The sequence below is a fragment of the Acidimicrobiia bacterium genome (genome assembly GCA_018057765.1).
Lineage (GTDB): Bacteria > Actinomycetota > Acidimicrobiia > IMCC26256 > JAGPDB01 > JAGPDB01.
In genome coordinates, this window is sequence record JAGPDB010000016.1 from 1 (window position 1) to 14,883 (window position 14,883).

Below are 14,883 nucleotides of genomic sequence, written 5' to 3' on the forward strand. Positions count from 1 at the left end.
GATATTGGACAATATCCTTTATTGTCAAAAGAAGACGAAGTAAAACTAGCAAAATCAATTGAAGAAGGCGCCCAAGCTCGTGGCATGTTAGGAGAACGCAAACGTCTTGCAGACTTGATTGAAGAAGAAGAAGCAGAAGAAGACGGTGAAGATGGCCAAGCACCAAAATTAAGTGCTGCTGCTAAAGCAAAGATCATGGCTAAAAAAGAAGCACAGGAAGCAAAAATTGTTACTGTTTCTCCAGCTGAAAAACGCAGACTACGCAGAGTGATAAGAACAGCTGATGCTGCAGAAATGAAATTCGTACAATGCAACTTGCGTCTTGTTGTTTCTATTGCTAAAAAATATCAAGCATCAGGATTACCATTACTTGACCTTATTCAAGAAGGCAACCTAGGTCTTATGCACGCAGTTGAAAAATTCGACTGGCGTAAAGGTTTCAAATTCTCAACATATGCAACATGGTGGATCCGTCAAGCGATCACACGTGGTATTGCTAATACAGGACGCACAATCCGGCTCCCAGTTCACGCTGGTGATACATTAGCCCGTCTACAAAAAGCACGCTCACGTTTAGAACTTAAGTATGGTCGTCCAGCAACTATTAAAGAACTTTCAATTGAAGTGGAAATGCCTGAAGATAAAGTTACTGAAGCATTACGTTTCGCAGCTGAACCACTTTCATTAAGTGAACCACTTCGTGAAGATGGCGACGCAGAATTGGGCGATATTGTTCAAGACCGTGGTGCTGAATCACCATTCGAAACAGCTGCAACTGCTTTATTGCCAGACGAAATAGCAGTTTTACTTTCACCTCTTGACGAGCGTGAACGTGAAATTTTGAAATTGCGTTTTGGTCTAGATCGTGGAGAAGCACGTACGCTTGAAGAAGTTGGAGAACACTTCAACCTTACTCGTGAACGTATTCGTCAAATCGAAGCACGCGCAATGAGCAAACTTCGTCACCCATCAGCTGATACTGGTGCTCGCGACTTACTTGCTGTTTAAATAATTAACACGAAATATATACACGAAATACGAAAAGGAAAGTTAAATGTCATTATATATACACGACGATGTAGAAGTTGAAAGAGAAGTGATCGCGCTTGAAGATTATCTTTATGATGCTAAGTTTAAACTTATCATAGAACCATACGCAGAAAATGATCCACAGTCAGAAGAAAGTTTTAACGCACTTTTTAAACAACTGTTTATGTCATAATCATTTAGCACTATAAAAACTGCAGCTAGCCAAAAGTAATTTTGAATAATTCAAGAAGAATTACAAGTATAGCTGCAGTTTTTTTATTCAAAATACAGGGATGAAATTGAGATGAAACCTATACCAAGTATTGATTTGGTAGGCGCAGGTATTACAGGGCTTATGATCGCTTGGTTTATTAATCAAGCAGATCCAAATATTGATATTGTTATTTATGATGCTCAACCGGATCCTAGAAAAAGTTTGCGTTCTAAAGATAATTCCCCAACATTTGGCGGTGACCCACTTGCTAATTGTATACGTCAAATTACCGGCACCGAAGGACTTGTCCTGCCAAGAGCAGATGCTATGCACTTTGAAGCACTTCCTGGCAATCCATTCGTTGACAAGTTGGTCATTGCCCCAGATAATGGACAGAATGTAAGACGCGATACATTTGTTCAAATCGATGGAGCAATGAATTATTTTGAACCTGTGTATGATGTTGAAAAAAATAGTTTACATTCACAAATCAATTATGCAAGTCTAGAATTGTGGCTAGCTCTATCAAATGCGAATTTATCTAAATTCTTATTTTCTTGCAAAACAGTAGATATATTTCACATAAATAAAGAAAATTTTGATGCCGATCTATTAACAGAAGAACAACTTTATTGGCATGGAACTAATAGTGAAACAATTTCTAGTTCAAATACTGGACAGCCATTTTTTCTAAGATCAGTGTATGACAATCATCTAGTGCTGCCCGGAGCCTCAGTTGACTCACGATCTTTTGCGTTGGCATTATTAAACGAATTATCTAGAAAAGAAAATGTAACAATTAATTTTAATAGGCGAATATCCAAAATTAAAAATACTCAGGGATTAGTCATACTTGCAAATAATGGAGTTCATAGAAACATCGGCCAACAACGATTAACAAGCCTTGGAGGCTATTGGGCAAGTGTAGATAATACGAAACTTGGAATTACAAAGCCATTCAAACTTGCACTAGATCCTCCAATTGGATATGTAAATGTAACGCCAAACTCAAATGGCAGATTATCAATATCTGGAGGGTTAAACCAGATAGGCTATTTTGGAGCAATGGGCGATGCTATGTTACAAGCAGGCAAACAAGCCTTTTTGGATGCAATAAAAGAATACTTCGACATTGATGAAATACAAAGAATGGGTATTGATGATATCTCAGGATGTTTACGCCCATATTCAGACAATGGTTTATCTACTTTTAAATTTAAAGAAAATTTAGTTGATATAACAGGCGCAGGAAAAGCAGGTACAACCCAACTGCCATTGATTTCAATGGCGATATTGCAACACTTAGGGTTCGATGTAGAAGCAGTATTTGCAAAAAGCTGGGGAGATATAAAGGATTTAACACTTTATAACACTGCAATAAGCACAATTTTCAATTATGGGATAGAACCAATAGGTTTATAGTAATAAATTATTTTTTCTTAATAATAGATTTTGGCATTAGCAATACGCTTATACCTAAAGTAAAAATTGTTCCCGAGATAATTCGTACCCAACCATTTTGGAAAAATCTAACTGGGAGTCTATCCCACAATGAAACAGTCCTTGAAAAATACTTTATTTCCCAGCCGCGCTCTTTTGCGACTCTATATAATTCTTTATCAGGGTTAACAGCAATAGGATTACCAACGCATTCAAGTAAAGGTACATCTGTAATTGAGTCACTATAAGCAAATGAATGTTCTAAATCTAGATCATATTCTTTAGCAAGACGCAATACCGCTTGTGGCTTATAACTTCCGTAGGAATAGAAATCTAATTCACCTGAATAATTTCCATTTTCATCTAGTCGAGCTGTAGTAGCAATAAAATCTGTAACACCTAAATGAGAAGCAATGGGTTCTACGACTTCTATTGGCGCACTAGAAACAATAAATACTAGGTGGCCTTCACTTTTATGTTTATCAATGAGCTCAATTGCATCTTCATAAATAATTGGTACAACAACATCATGGATTGTTTCATTAACTAGATCTTTCACATGATCATGATTCCAGCCTTTAGTCAACTCTAAAGCTATTCCTCGAAGTCGTTCCATTTTATTTTCATTTGCACCAACTAACTGAAATACTACTTGAGCATAAGCAGCTTGAACTAGGGCTCTTCGGCTCAATAATCCATTTTTTCTAAACGTTTTTGAAAATGCCAACATAGACGATTTAGCAATAATGGTCTTGTCTAAATCAAAGAAAGCTCCAGATATTAATTTGTTATCAATTTTTTTTGTCATTTATTATTCAATCTCTTGACTAATGTTTTAATTTGTATTAATTTTAGTTTTGTTGGTTACTAAATGTCTAGTAGATCAATTATCCTTCCCTTTAAATAAGCGTATATGCATCTCTTGCTACGTTACTGATATAAAGGGTTATACGATGCTCATTACAGTTTTTTCACCAAAAGGTGGTTCAGGTACTTCAACATGTGCGGCCTTGTTAGCGAAAAGTTGCTCTATGATACTAGCTAAGCAAACAGTTCTTATAGATGCAGCAAATGGTGATATTGAGACCATTGTTGGATTCAATTCAGAATCTAAATATGGCTTCATTCAGTGGCTAGAATCTGCAACACCGACATCACATAGTCTAGAAAAGATCTCAAATTTTATTGAAGATAATTTTTCATATGTAAGTTACAGTTCAATAAAAGAGAATTGTTACATAGATAAATGTGTGCAAAGCGATGGAAATAATAAGTTTAAAATCCAAGAAATCATTTCCACTTTATCAACAAGTGAATCTAATTATATTATTGATATTGGAACCAATATTAATGAGCTCAATAATGCACTAATAGAAAGTTCTGATTTTGTATTTATGGTGCTTAGAGGATGCTATATCACACTTAGCAGGGCAACAAAGCACCCATACTTAGAGCAAAGTGATGTCGCTATTTATATTGCAGAATCTGGCCGATCAATAACAGCCAAACAAATGGGTACTGTGTTAAAACTCAAATGTATTATAGAGATAGAAGCCAGAAGAGATTTTGCAAAAGTTATCGATGCGGGTGTTTTGCTTTTTAGAACACCAAAATACATGATAAGTGCAATTGATAAATTTATGCACGACGTTAATAAATATTTTGAAACAATGTTGACAAATTTTAATGATCAAAATGTAAGCAAAGCAAAAAATAAAAACTATAACAGGATTCAAAGCTTATCAAACGATACATTCGATATTTTTAATGATGCAGAAGAACATAATAATCGAAATTTCTGGGATGTCCTAGAAACCGAATCTCGAAATAGAGATGGGGTCGATATAATTAGCGAAAAATCTCTAAACACAAAAAATAAGATTCAAACTAGAGCAATAAATGATTCTTACACTTCTCACTTACACGACGTATTTGATGGTATTAAAGACAAAGGAAGGAGTTGATGTCAAATTTAATTTCGGATGCTAAGAAAACATTACATGAAAGGGTTGTATCTCGAGTGCAAAATCATCAAAATGATCTTGATGGTCAAATGTCAATACGAGATATTGTAAAATCCGAAATTGATTTAGGATTCCCACTACTAGATAAGAAAGCTAGCGAACTGCTATACGAATCAATGATGAGTGATGTTAGTGGCTATGGATTATTAGACATATACATTGGAGATGAAACGATTAACGAAATAATGATTAATTCACCAACAAAAATGTTCATAGACAGAAAAGGAAAAATTGATGAAGTAGCTATTGAAACAACGAGTGACGAATTAATTCGAATAATTCAAAAAATAGCGGCTGGTGTGGGTGCCAGATTTGATACAGCATCACCAATTGTAGATGCATGGCTTGATAATGGCTCGCGATTCCATGGTGTGATGGCACCTATTGCAGCCGATGGCCCATACTTAACAATAAGAAAATTTATAGAACAATCATTAGACCTAGATCAATTTTATCCAACTAGAATTCAAAAAGAAATACTTATAGATGCAATAAAAAAATCTAAAAATATTGTAGTTGCCGGTGGCACTAGTAGTGGAAAGACCACATTATTAAATACTCTTATACATTTAATACCTTCAAGTGAGCGTATAGTTTCAATAGAGGAGACAGCTGAACTTGCTACATCACACGAACATTTTGTTCGTCTAATAGCTCGAACTTCTAATAGTGAAGGAGTAGGTACTATAACAATGGGTGATTTAGTTAAAGCAAGTATGCGAATGAGACCAGATAGAATTATTGTCGGTGAAGTACGTTCTGGTGAAGCCTTAGATCTATTACAAGCACTAAATACTGGCCATGATGGATCATTATGTAGTGTGCATGCAAATGGACCCAATGAGGTAATACAACGTATTGCGACTCTTGCCTTATTTTCAGGTGCTCAAATTCCATTCGAAGCATTAGTCACACAAGTATATTTTGGTGTTGATTTAATAGTTTATGTAAAACGTTTAAATAATGGAAATAGGATAATCGAATCAATCAGTCAAATTAATCGCGATAATGGTAAAAGAGAAATAATTCAAATTGATATAGAGAAAACAAATGTTGGTTAATACTATAAATTTATTACTCTCGTTGATATTGTTATTTTCACTTATATTTTTCTTAATGAATTTAGATAATAAAAAAGTTAGAAAATTAAAAAGTTCTAACAATGTCCTTTGGAAAAATATTTTCGTCAAAGTAAAAGCCGCTGGCTTCGAATATGAAGATCCAAAAATTCGACAACTTGTGCTTTACTATATCGTTGTAGCTGGCATGATTGGATTTAGCATTAATCCTTTGGGTGTATTTATTTCCCCAGTGTTCGCAATCATAGGGTTATATGCATATTTATTATATAAGGAACGATTATTATCTATTTCGTTACAACAAATTAATGATGAGCTTTGTTACTCAATTGCACGAAGACTTAGAAGCGGGGAATCATTGATTGATGCTTTAAAAAATGTTCAAAAACAATATAAAAAAATTAAATTAGTACGATATATAAATAAATATATAGATAATGGCTATTCTGTAGAACTTGCTATAGAAAAAACAATCACAAATAATACAATCATTAAGAATGAATCAGAAAAAATGTTATGTGGCACAATAGTTCTAGCTCATCAAATGGGAGGAAATTCTGCAAGAATATTTGAAAGAATCGGTGACTGTTTTCACCACACATACGAACTTCTAGGTGATACCAAATCAACAATAGCCCAAGTGAAAATGTCAGCAATGGTGATAAGTATTTTACCAATAGGATTTTTAGGACTTTCTACAATAATGGGTTTAGGTGGTAGTACTTTTCTATTTGATAACCCATTAGGAATCATGTGTCTAATAACAGGTATCGGCATGGAAGTAATAGGAATAATGTGGATGAGAAGGATGATAAGAAAAGGTATAGGGATATGGATATCATAGAAAAACAAAAAACAATTTTAAAAGATTTAAAATTACGAGCAAAAGTAGAAAAAGAAAATAAATTAAAAAGACAAATATTAATTAGAGACCTTCCAATGGTTTATGGTCTATTTAGTGTAGGAATTTCATCGGGGATGCCAATATTAAACGTGATGTGCAAAATTGCTCGATATTGTCCTGAGTCATGTAAAGAAGATATTAATAATGTAATAAAAGAAATAGATGCCGGTAGATCATTACAAAATTCTTTGATTAACTTAGAAAACAATCCGCAATTTAGAATTTTTGCACATGTGATTTCTGAATCATGTGATTGTGGAACAGATGTATTACCCACGTTAGATTCACTTCACAAAGATTCAATGAACAAGATCAGACGTGAAGCAGAATCTGCGATAAAAAAACTACCTATTTCAATGTTATTTCCCTTGGTTATATGTATATTACCCGCATTCATGCTGTTAAGTGTGATTCCTACATTGGCTAATGGAATATTCAATATTGGAATTTAAAATTAAATTTCCCTGCACTTCCCTTAAAACAAGTTAATCAATAAATTAAGAAGGAACATGATGAAATTTCTCAGAAAATTACACTCGAAATTAAACTCTAGGTTTTTAGGTCTGGATGAAAAAGGGCAATCAACGGCAGAATATGGATTAGTTATAGTTGGTGCAGCAGCATTAGCCGGAATATTCATCTCATTTGCTGGTGGTGGTGCAATAACTTCAGTTTTTAACAAAGTAATACAAACCGTAATGAGCCACATATAGTCAAAACATGTTTGAGGCCAATACCCCTATATAGGTCTCAAACATTTATTAAAGGATTGAAATGTTAATAAAATATGATGAAAAAGGGCAGGCGACTGTTGAGTTCGCTCTTGTAATACCTGTGATCGCAATATTTCTATTGCTTATTGTACAAGTAGGATTAGTGGTTGAAAAAAAGATATTGGTTACAAACTCTTCACGTGAAGCCGCAAGGATTCTAAGTGTTGAGAATAATTCAGAAAGAGCAGTCGCAAAAGCACAAGAGATTTTAAAAGATGCAAATGTTAGTATTTCTAGACCAAGTACACAAGGCGAATATTTAACAGTAACAGTTTCAAAAGTAGTTAAATCAAATATGCCAATATTGGGTGTTATATTTCCCGATGTTACCGTTAGCTCAAAAACCTCTATGAGAATTGAAAAATGAAAACTCAAAACTTTAATGAAAATGGAAGTATAACAATTGTTGGGTTAGGACTTTGTTCAATAGCATTAGTTTTAGCAATGGGCTTAATAAGATTGGGTGGAGTGGTCAGCGTAAAAGGAAAAGCTCAGAATGCAGCTGACGCAGCTTCTTTAAGTGCAGCATATGAAATAGCTCATTTTTCAATATCTAAGGCTTGTAGTTCAGCAAGGATAGCTGCACAAAAAAATGGCGCAGTGTTGGAATCGTGTAAATATACAAACAATGATGTAGAAGTTATTGTTTCGATAGATCAAGATGGGGAGATAATTAAAGCAATAGCTAAAGCAGATATTAAATAATTATGGAACGTAAGTATCAATAATTGCATTATCTTTAAAATCATTAAATAGATCACTAGCTCTTGGAGCCAAAGTATTTGAACCTTGCCAAGGAACTGTAATATTTGAAATATTGTCAATGTTAATCTCTGTTGCTAACTCCATCATAAAAAATATATCACTTAATGAGAGATTTTTTAATTGTATATGTTGGGTAATGGCAAATGCAGACTCAAATTTATTTGGAGTGCTATTTTTAACATTCTGCATCTCTCTTAATGCATATATTAATAATTGACCTTGGTTTTGGGACCTTTGTAGATCACCATTAGAAAATGAATGTCTATCACGCGAAAAAGCTAAAGCTGATGCACCACCCATCCTTATAGTACCTGGAGAAAAATCTGTTCCCGAATTTTTATCATGCATTTCTTTATCTACTGTAACTTCAAGTCCACCAAGTGAGTCAATTAGTGAAGTGAAACCAGCAAAATCTGCCTCTAGTGTATAACTAATTGATACTCCGGTTAATTGTTCTATAGTTTGTGCAGTTAATTCAGAGCCACCAAATGCATTTGCAGCATTAATTTTATTAGTGCCATGACCGGGTATTGCAACATTGGTATCTCTGGGGAAATTTATCATCGATACTTTCTTTTCTCCAGGGTTTATTCCAAGCAAATGTAAAGAATCAGCACGCTTGCCTTCAACACCAGGACGGTAGTCATTACCAATAACTAATAAATAGAACACATCAGATCTAACTGGGAGTACAATACTATTTTTTGCGAGGTTTCTATTTGATTGAAGGTGCCTAGCAGTGATTATTAGTTTTCCTTTTGGGCTTGCTAAATTTATTTGACCAGTTGTAACTGCGCTTAGGAAACCAATGCTTAATAGTGACAATGTCACTATGCAGATAATTAATCCAGAGAAAAGACTTGCAATTCTTTTTACTGGAAATACAATACTCATGATTTTTCAACTTTCGAATCGGTTGTTGTGGCAATTGGAAATAAATCTAATTTATAGCCTATAACAATACCTTCATTGTTAAAATAAATAGTACCGCTTCTTTCGATTGCCTTACCTGCTTCAGTTTTGGACTGTTTGATATGCGCAACACCAATATTGTCAGTGGCAGTTTCACTTTTCAATATATTTAAATCTACATTTACATTCTCTTTGGTTGCATTTTTAGGCGGTTCGAAAATAGATTGTGCTTGAGTAAAGATTTCTGATTTAAACAATGCTGGTATTCTAGAACCTTTTGAGAATACATCAGACAATGCTTTAGTGTATTTATCTAAAGAAGCTTTTTCGATATTATCAACTGTTTTACCATTTTCGGTTGTAGTTTTAGAATTAAATCTTATTGTTATCGAATTGTTGCTATTGCTAGATTTACTTTTTTTATCCTTTAAGTTTTGAGAATTAGAACAACTTGCTAAAGAAAGCAAAGGTATAATAGCCAAAATACAGATAAACGTTTTAAATATTCTTGGTTTTGTCACCTAGACATTTTTGCAGAAAACCAGCATTCATTCAGTGATGCACTTAAAATGTAGATATGATTCCATTCTTTAAACGTAAAACGAATAATAGCAACCCGAATTATGAGGTTGTTACAGCAGGTCCAACTTTAACGACAGCCAAAATGAGATTTGATGCTATTGATATATCGAAAGTAGAAAATAGGACAAAAGTTATTGTTGTTGGCAACGTAGTTTCCACAAGAATTGTTCCTAAGGCTAATAGCTATTGGTACGAAGTTATCATCGACGATGGGACTGGGAAAATGGATGGATGGTTTTTTGGACGTAAGGAAATTAAGGGTATATCGTTAGGCTGTTTGGTGCTTATGAAGGGATTAGCTCAAATTGATGAAGGTGAATTGACTATTGCAAATCCTCACTATCAAATACTTTGATTTTTTCACATTGACTGCCATAGATGTTCATATGAACATGTATCAATGCAAATGTTTTGAATGCTTGCTGTAATAGCGTCAATGAGTGTTAGTGCTAACAGCTCTGACAGCCAACATGGAAATGTTAAAGTGAAGCCTCAAAAATTTCACGAACTTCTTCACTCGCAACTGTATTAGTTAGGATAATAATTTCATCATCCTTATAAAGAGTTGTATCATCTCTTGAGTAAACAACATGTCCATTACGCAGAATAGCAACTATAGAACATTCTTTTGGAAGTTCGATATCTGATAATTGCTTATTTACAAGAGCTGATGTTTGCGAGATTCTAATTTCAACTAGTTCGACTTTGCCATCATCAAAACTTAATAAACCAACTATATGATCGCTAGTTAATTCTTCCTCAACTAATGAAGTTAAAATATGGGTCCCACTAACACCCCGATCTACTCCCCAGTGGTCGTTAAATAGCCATTTGTTTTCGGGGTTATTAATGCGAGCTAATACCTTAGGTACTCCAAATTCTTGTTTAGCGAGTAATGAGACAACTAAATTATCCTCGTCATCACCTGTGCAAGAAAAAACGACATCTGCAGAATCACATCCTGCTCTTTCTAGTATGTCGTAGTCACAACCGTCGCCGATGATCACATCAAGGTTGACATGAGGGTTCGAAGCAAAAGATAATAACTCTTCGGCTTTAAAATCTCTATCAATAACAGTTACAAAGTTATCGTCATTAGCTAAAGTTCTTGCAATAAATTTTCCTTGTGTTCCAGCACCTATTATAAGAATTTTCATTTAATCTCACCCGCAGTATACTCGGGATTTGCTAATTTTTCGTTCAGCTCATCTATTTTTGATTTAATGCAAGAAAAATAGATTCTTGCATCTTCTTGACCTTTAGTTCCTGGTTTAATTATTTTTGTTTCACCAAGGTGACTCCAAGCTATTGGAACATAATCTTCAGATTCAAACAATGGATTCAAAGATTTACCTGCCCAAATATTTGGCAATAGCTTTTCTATTATAACTATTTCGCCTGTGCCATCAACCCAATCTTGATTATCATTATCAGGCGTTAGCTTTTTGATAAATTCTTTTGATGCCCAGGAAACTGTAGCAACGGTAGAAATACCCAAACGATGATATAAACTTGCTCTACGTGGGTCATATATTCGTGCAGCTACATGATCAACATGAAAAATTTCTTTGGCAATTCGTGCAATTACTATATTGCTATTATCGCCGTTCGTTACGGCAGCTAAGCCATGTGTATCCTCAATATGGGCTGCTTCTAAAACCTGTCTATCAAAACCTACCCCCGTAACTGTCGATAAGTTTGGGTGTTCAGATATCCTTGCAAAGGATGTTGGGTCTTTATCAATCAAACAAACAGTGTTATCTCTTTTTAAGAGTTCTTTGGTTAGTTCTCGACCAACTCGTCCTGCTCCAACAATTAAATAATGCATAGAGAAATTTTACCCTATATTCAATATTATACTTAGCTCAAAAAGAAGAATTAATGCTTCTAAATACTTGAGTCGGCACTAAATAAAGATAAGACTGTTCTAATGACTATTATAAAACGAGTATTTTTAGGCAAACCAATCGCGAGTAATGAAGCGGAACATCAAACATTAAACAAAACTACTGCACTTGCAGTATTTTCTAGTGATGCCATTTCATCAACTGCGTATGCTACACAGGAGATACTTCTAGTAACAGCACTCTTTGGTTCATCGCTAGCTATAGGGTTAAATAAATTAGTTCCACTGGCAATAGTTGTTGCGCTACTACTAGCTATTGTTGTTACATCATATCGAAAAACTATATATGCATATCCACATGGTGGTGGTAGTTATATCGTTTCAAAAGAAAACCTTGGAGAGAACGCATCGCTAGTTGCAGCAGCATCAATACTTACAGATTACGTACTTACAGTAGCAGTTTCTATTTGTGCGGGCGTTAGAGCAGTTACATCAATACCTGCTTTTGCCACTTGGGCCGATCACCGAGTTGCTATGTGTATAGGAGCAATAGTATTTATATCAATAATGAATTTAAGAGGGGTTAAGGAAAGTGGCAGAATTTTTGCAGTACCAACATATGTATATATAGCAGTTGTTTCCGCACTTATTTTTTATGGTTTAACAAAAAGTTACTTCGATTGGTTTGGAGGTATTTCAAAAATTGATTTTGCTCAATTTTCTGCTGAGTCTGCAAAGGAAGGTTTAAAAGAATCAGGAGGTGGATTAGCGGTAATAGTATTGCTTAGAGGGTTTGCTTCAGGTGCTGTAGCTCTAACTGGAGTTGAAGCTATTTGTGATGGTGTTCCAGCATTTAAGAAACCTTCACCAAGAAATGCTAGTCGTACTTTAATAATGATGGCTGTAATATTAGGTACATTATTTTTCGGTGTCTCTCTACTGGCATCAAGGTTACATCCTGTCCCATTAGAACAAGGCGAAAGTGTTTTCTCTCAAATGGGACGTCAAGTTTTTGGTGAAGGAATCATCTATTTTTTACTACAAATTTTTACAGCTCTAATTTTAATGCTTGCAGCAAACACTGCATATGCAGATTTTCCAAGACTTAGTTCAATTGTAGCTAAAGATGGGTTTTTACCGCGCCAATTTACAAATAGGGGAGATCGACTGGTTTTCTCTAACGGCGTTATAGTCCTTGGACTAGCTGCAATATTCTTAGTTTGGATATTTGGTGGTGTAGAAACTGCGCTAATGCCACTCTATGCTGTTGGTGTATTTACCTCATTCACATTGTCGCAACTCGGTATGGTTATGTATCAGAAGAAAGCAGAAAATCGATCTATTAGTGGAATGATCATTTCGTCAATCGGAACCCTTGCTACATTTGTTGTTCTGCTTGTTGTTGCCATAACAAAATTTACTCGCGGCGCATGGGTTTCAATCCTTGTAGTCCTTGTTGTTTATTCACTTTTTAAATCTGTACATAGACATTATAAACATGTTCAAAGTTCCATAGCAGTTCCTAGTGACTATAAACCTCAACGTATGAACCATACAGTAATGGTATTAGTCGGTCGTATGCATCGTGGTACATTACAAGCCATTGAATACGCGAGTTCGCTTACACCTGATCATCTTGTGGCAATTACAGTTGTGAGCGATGAAGAAGAACGTGAGAAGGTTCTAGCTCAATGGAATAGCTTCAAAATGGATATTCCTATTGAGATTATATATTCCCCATATAGAGAGCTTTTGCGACCAATTCTTAGTGCTGTTGAAGATTTAGATAAACGCTATGACAATGACATCGTTACTGTAGTGATCCCGGAATTTGTTGTACATCATTGGTGGGAACATTTGCTTCATAACCAAAGTGCTTTGATGTTAAAGGGTCGTCTACTATTTAGGAAAAATACAGTCGTAACTTCTGTTCCTTATCAAATAGACTAAATCTCTTTTAAGGTCCGTCCTTGCAGAGGGCTTTATCCGCAGCCAATTTGTTAGAATTGCATCGTGGTAAAACTCCCTCGATCTTTATATGCGTTAAAAAATCGTAATTATCAAAAAGTTTTTGCTGCATCGTTAATCTCTAATGTTGGCTCTTGGGTTGAGACTGTCGTAATCGGGATTTTCATGCAGGTGCTAACCCATAGCGCTATATATGTTGGTATTGCTTTTGCTATGAGGTTTGGCGCAAACGTTTTTATTGCTCCTCTAGGTGGCTGGTGTGCAGACAGGTTTAATCGTAAAAAATTATTGATCTTAACAAATTTTGCTTCATCTTTAATAGCTATTTCGATAGGTGTATTAGTATCGTTTGGATCAATTAAACCATGGATGTTAATTGTATTCGTTGGATTAACCGGTGTTGTGGACTCAATTAGTTTTCCTACTTATCAAGCATTTCTGTCAGAACTTGTTCCTTCAAAAATATACTCTGCTGCTATGAGCTTAATGTTCTCTCAATGGAATATGGCTCGAATTATTGGTCCTGTAGTTGCAGGTTTATTAGTCGGGAATGACCATTTTGAATTTGCATTCTATGTTAATGCTGCAAGTTTTTGGGCCGTAATTGTCACCTTACTATCGATAAAAACACTTTCACATCCTAGAGAATCTACTTCGAGGTTAACTTGGGCTGATGGAGTACGTTGGATGTTCAAAGAGAAAAAGCTTTCACGTGTTGTTGCAACTCATAGTGCTTCGGTATTTTTTGCTGGAGGGCTTATTGCAGCTATTCCTAATGTTGCAGATGAGGTATACCATTCACGCGTTTTTGGAACATCTGCATTTAATGTTTCGATGGCTATTGGCGCAATTCTAATTACTGTTTTGTATTCTTCGCTTACACATAAATACGGAAAGAATAAAACTATTTTGCTACTTGCACGCATGGTTCCCTTCACTGTTTTTGCATATGGATTTGCCCCTAATTTATTTTGGGCTTGTATTGCTATTGGTTTTTATGGATGGGCGCATCTAGGAACGTTAACTGGAATACTTACTGAAATACAAATGATTGCACCACCTGATTTAAAAGGAAAGGTTGCGTCTGTCTTCTCTGGTATTCTAGGACTGTTTTTTCTTATGGCAACTTTAATTTCTGGTTATGCTATAGATGCATATGGCTCAAAAATCGCTTTTAGTGTTCTAGCCATTTGCCATATTCTTACCCAAATCATTATTGGTCTCTATTCATCAAAATGGAAAATACCGGATGTAATAGAAACTGTTGTAGAACCAGATCTAAGTGAATCTTTAGACACACTCCTTGAACCGATCCCAGATATGTAAGTATATTTCTTAAAATTTCTA

At 35.0% G+C, this 14,883-nt stretch carries 18 protein-coding genes; 13 read left to right on the forward strand and 5 right to left on the reverse strand.

The window, feature by feature from the left end; translation table 11 throughout:
• The 3 genes from KBF89_06115 to KBF89_06125 form a co-directional block, all read left to right on the forward strand.
• Positions 1–1,008: sigma-70 family RNA polymerase sigma factor (locus KBF89_06115; GenBank protein ID MBP9115905.1), on the forward strand; the 1,008-nt coding region annotated here is incomplete at its 5' end.
• Between the two features lie 46 nt (positions 1,009–1,054).
• Positions 1,055–1,222 (forward strand): hypothetical protein, encoded by a 168-nt coding sequence (locus KBF89_06120; protein ID MBP9115906.1) that lies wholly within the window; start codon positions 1,055–1,057, stop codon positions 1,220–1,222.
• Positions 1,223–1,333: 111 nt separating this feature from the next.
• Positions 1,334–2,665, forward strand: a complete 1,332-nt coding sequence (locus KBF89_06125; GenBank protein ID MBP9115907.1) for an FAD-dependent oxidoreductase — start codon at positions 1,334–1,336, stop codon at positions 2,663–2,665.
• Between the two features lie 7 nt (positions 2,666–2,672).
• On the opposite strand, the gene KBF89_06130 is transcribed toward KBF89_06125, so the two are convergent.
• Complete coding sequence (locus KBF89_06130; GenBank protein ID MBP9115908.1) at positions 2,673–3,491, reverse strand: HAD-IB family hydrolase; 819 nt, start codon at positions 3,489–3,491, stop codon at positions 2,673–2,675.
• Between the two features lie 145 nt (positions 3,492–3,636).
• Between KBF89_06130 and KBF89_06135 the strand changes: the two genes are divergently transcribed.
• The 7 genes from KBF89_06135 to KBF89_06165 all read left to right on the forward strand — a co-directional run bounded on the left by KBF89_06135 (position 3,637) and on the right by KBF89_06165 (position 8,168).
• Positions 3,637–4,647 carry a hypothetical protein gene (locus tag KBF89_06135; protein ID MBP9115909.1) on the forward strand — a complete coding sequence of 337 codons (1,011 nt, stop codon included), beginning with the start codon at positions 3,637–3,639 and terminating at the stop codon, positions 4,645–4,647.
• Positions 4,647–5,768: a CpaF family protein gene (locus tag KBF89_06140; protein ID MBP9115910.1), complete on the forward strand. Its 1,122-nt coding sequence runs from the start codon at positions 4,647–4,649 to the stop codon at positions 5,766–5,768. Before KBF89_06135 ends, KBF89_06140 begins: the two co-directional genes overlap by 1 nt.
• Entirely contained in the window at positions 5,758–6,630 is an 873-nt protein-coding gene (locus KBF89_06145) for a type II secretion system F family protein (GenBank protein MBP9115911.1), read from the forward strand. The genes KBF89_06140 and KBF89_06145 overlap by 11 nt, the downstream gene beginning before the upstream one ends.
• A complete protein-coding gene (locus KBF89_06150) occupies positions 6,618–7,142 on the forward strand; it encodes a type II secretion system F family protein (protein MBP9115912.1) in 525 nt (174 codons plus the stop codon). Before KBF89_06145 ends, KBF89_06150 begins: the two co-directional genes overlap by 13 nt.
• A gap of 57 nt (positions 7,143–7,199) precedes the next feature.
• Entirely contained in the window at positions 7,200–7,403 is a 204-nt protein-coding gene (locus tag KBF89_06155) for a DUF4244 domain-containing protein (protein MBP9115913.1), read from the forward strand.
• Between the two features lie 61 nt (positions 7,404–7,464).
• On the forward strand, positions 7,465–7,830 hold the full coding sequence (locus KBF89_06160; GenBank protein MBP9115914.1) for a pilus assembly protein: 366 nt from the start codon (positions 7,465–7,467) through the stop codon (positions 7,828–7,830).
• A complete protein-coding gene (locus KBF89_06165; protein MBP9115915.1) occupies positions 7,827–8,168 on the forward strand; it encodes a flp pilus-assembly TadE/G-like family protein in 342 nt (113 codons plus the stop codon). Before KBF89_06160 ends, KBF89_06165 begins: the two co-directional genes overlap by 4 nt.
• On the opposite strand, the gene KBF89_06170 is transcribed toward KBF89_06165, so the two are convergent.
• Entirely contained in the window at positions 8,169–9,122 is a 954-nt protein-coding gene (locus KBF89_06170) for an LCP family protein (protein ID MBP9115916.1), read from the reverse strand.
• The gene (locus KBF89_06175) at positions 9,119–9,661 is read right to left on the reverse strand and encodes a hypothetical protein (protein MBP9115917.1); all 543 of its coding nucleotides are present in this window, start codon (positions 9,659–9,661) and stop codon (positions 9,119–9,121) included. Before KBF89_06175 ends, KBF89_06170 begins: the two co-directional genes overlap by 4 nt.
• Before the next feature lie 56 nt (positions 9,662–9,717).
• On the opposite strand from KBF89_06175, the gene KBF89_06180 reads away from it, so the two are divergent.
• The gene (locus KBF89_06180; GenBank protein MBP9115918.1) at positions 9,718–10,077 is read left to right on the forward strand and encodes an OB-fold nucleic acid binding domain-containing protein; all 360 of its coding nucleotides are present in this window, start codon (positions 9,718–9,720) and stop codon (positions 10,075–10,077) included.
• A 124-nt stretch (positions 10,078–10,201) separates the two neighbouring features.
• Here KBF89_06180 and KBF89_06185 read toward each other — a convergent pair whose 3' ends face one another.
• The gene (locus KBF89_06185; protein ID MBP9115919.1) at positions 10,202–10,879 is read right to left on the reverse strand and encodes an NAD-binding protein; all 678 of its coding nucleotides are present in this window, start codon (positions 10,877–10,879) and stop codon (positions 10,202–10,204) included.
• Positions 10,876–11,550 carry a TrkA family potassium uptake protein gene (locus tag KBF89_06190; protein MBP9115920.1) on the reverse strand — a complete coding sequence of 225 codons (675 nt, stop codon included), beginning with the start codon at positions 11,548–11,550 and terminating at the stop codon, positions 10,876–10,878. Before KBF89_06190 ends, KBF89_06185 begins: the two co-directional genes overlap by 4 nt.
• Positions 11,551–11,652: 102 nt before the next feature.
• Between KBF89_06190 and KBF89_06195 the strand changes: the two genes are divergently transcribed.
• Both KBF89_06195 and KBF89_06200 read left to right on the forward strand, forming a co-directional pair.
• Positions 11,653–13,518, forward strand: coding sequence for an APC family permease (locus KBF89_06195; protein MBP9115921.1), 1,866 nt, complete (start codon positions 11,653–11,655; stop codon positions 13,516–13,518).
• Between the two features lie 63 nt (positions 13,519–13,581).
• Positions 13,582–14,862 carry an MFS transporter gene (locus KBF89_06200; GenBank protein MBP9115922.1) on the forward strand — a complete coding sequence of 427 codons (1,281 nt, stop codon included), beginning with the start codon at positions 13,582–13,584 and terminating at the stop codon, positions 14,860–14,862.
• The last annotated feature ends 21 nt before the right edge of the window (positions 14,863–14,883 follow it).

What these genes read in the sequence shown, in the direction of transcription:
- KBF89_06155 (MBP9115913.1), top strand. Translation starts at nt 7,200, where the DNA reads ATGATGAAATTTCTCAGAAAATTACACTCGAAATTAAACTCTAGGTTT.
- KBF89_06130 (MBP9115908.1), bottom strand. Translation starts at nt 3,491, where the DNA reads ATGACAAAAAAAATTGATAACAAATTAATATCTGGAGCTTTCTTTGAT.
- KBF89_06170 (MBP9115916.1), bottom strand. Translation starts at nt 9,122, where the DNA reads ATGAGTATTGTATTTCCAGTAAAAAGAATTGCAAGTCTTTTCTCTGGA.
- KBF89_06135 (MBP9115909.1), top strand. Translation starts at nt 3,637, where the DNA reads ATGCTCATTACAGTTTTTTCACCAAAAGGTGGTTCAGGTACTTCAACA.
- KBF89_06120 (MBP9115906.1), top strand. Translation starts at nt 1,055, where the DNA reads ATGTCATTATATATACACGACGATGTAGAAGTTGAAAGAGAAGTGATC.
- KBF89_06125 (MBP9115907.1), top strand. Translation starts at nt 1,334, where the DNA reads ATGAAACCTATACCAAGTATTGATTTGGTAGGCGCAGGTATTACAGGG.
- KBF89_06145 (MBP9115911.1), top strand. Translation starts at nt 5,758, where the DNA reads ATGTTGGTTAATACTATAAATTTATTACTCTCGTTGATATTGTTATTT.
- KBF89_06150 (MBP9115912.1), top strand. Translation starts at nt 6,618, where the DNA reads ATGGATATCATAGAAAAACAAAAAACAATTTTAAAAGATTTAAAATTA.
- KBF89_06185 (MBP9115919.1), bottom strand. Translation starts at nt 10,879, where the DNA reads ATGAAAATTCTTATAATAGGTGCTGGAACACAAGGAAAATTTATTGCA.
- KBF89_06180 (MBP9115918.1), top strand. Translation starts at nt 9,718, where the DNA reads ATGATTCCATTCTTTAAACGTAAAACGAATAATAGCAACCCGAATTAT.
- KBF89_06190 (MBP9115920.1), bottom strand. Translation starts at nt 11,550, where the DNA reads ATGCATTATTTAATTGTTGGAGCAGGACGAGTTGGTCGAGAACTAACC.
- KBF89_06165 (MBP9115915.1), top strand. Translation starts at nt 7,827, where the DNA reads ATGAAAACTCAAAACTTTAATGAAAATGGAAGTATAACAATTGTTGGG.
- KBF89_06160 (MBP9115914.1), top strand. Translation starts at nt 7,465, where the DNA reads ATGTTAATAAAATATGATGAAAAAGGGCAGGCGACTGTTGAGTTCGCT.
- KBF89_06140 (MBP9115910.1), top strand. Translation starts at nt 4,647, where the DNA reads ATGTCAAATTTAATTTCGGATGCTAAGAAAACATTACATGAAAGGGTT.
- KBF89_06195 (MBP9115921.1), top strand. Translation starts at nt 11,653, where the DNA reads ATGACTATTATAAAACGAGTATTTTTAGGCAAACCAATCGCGAGTAAT.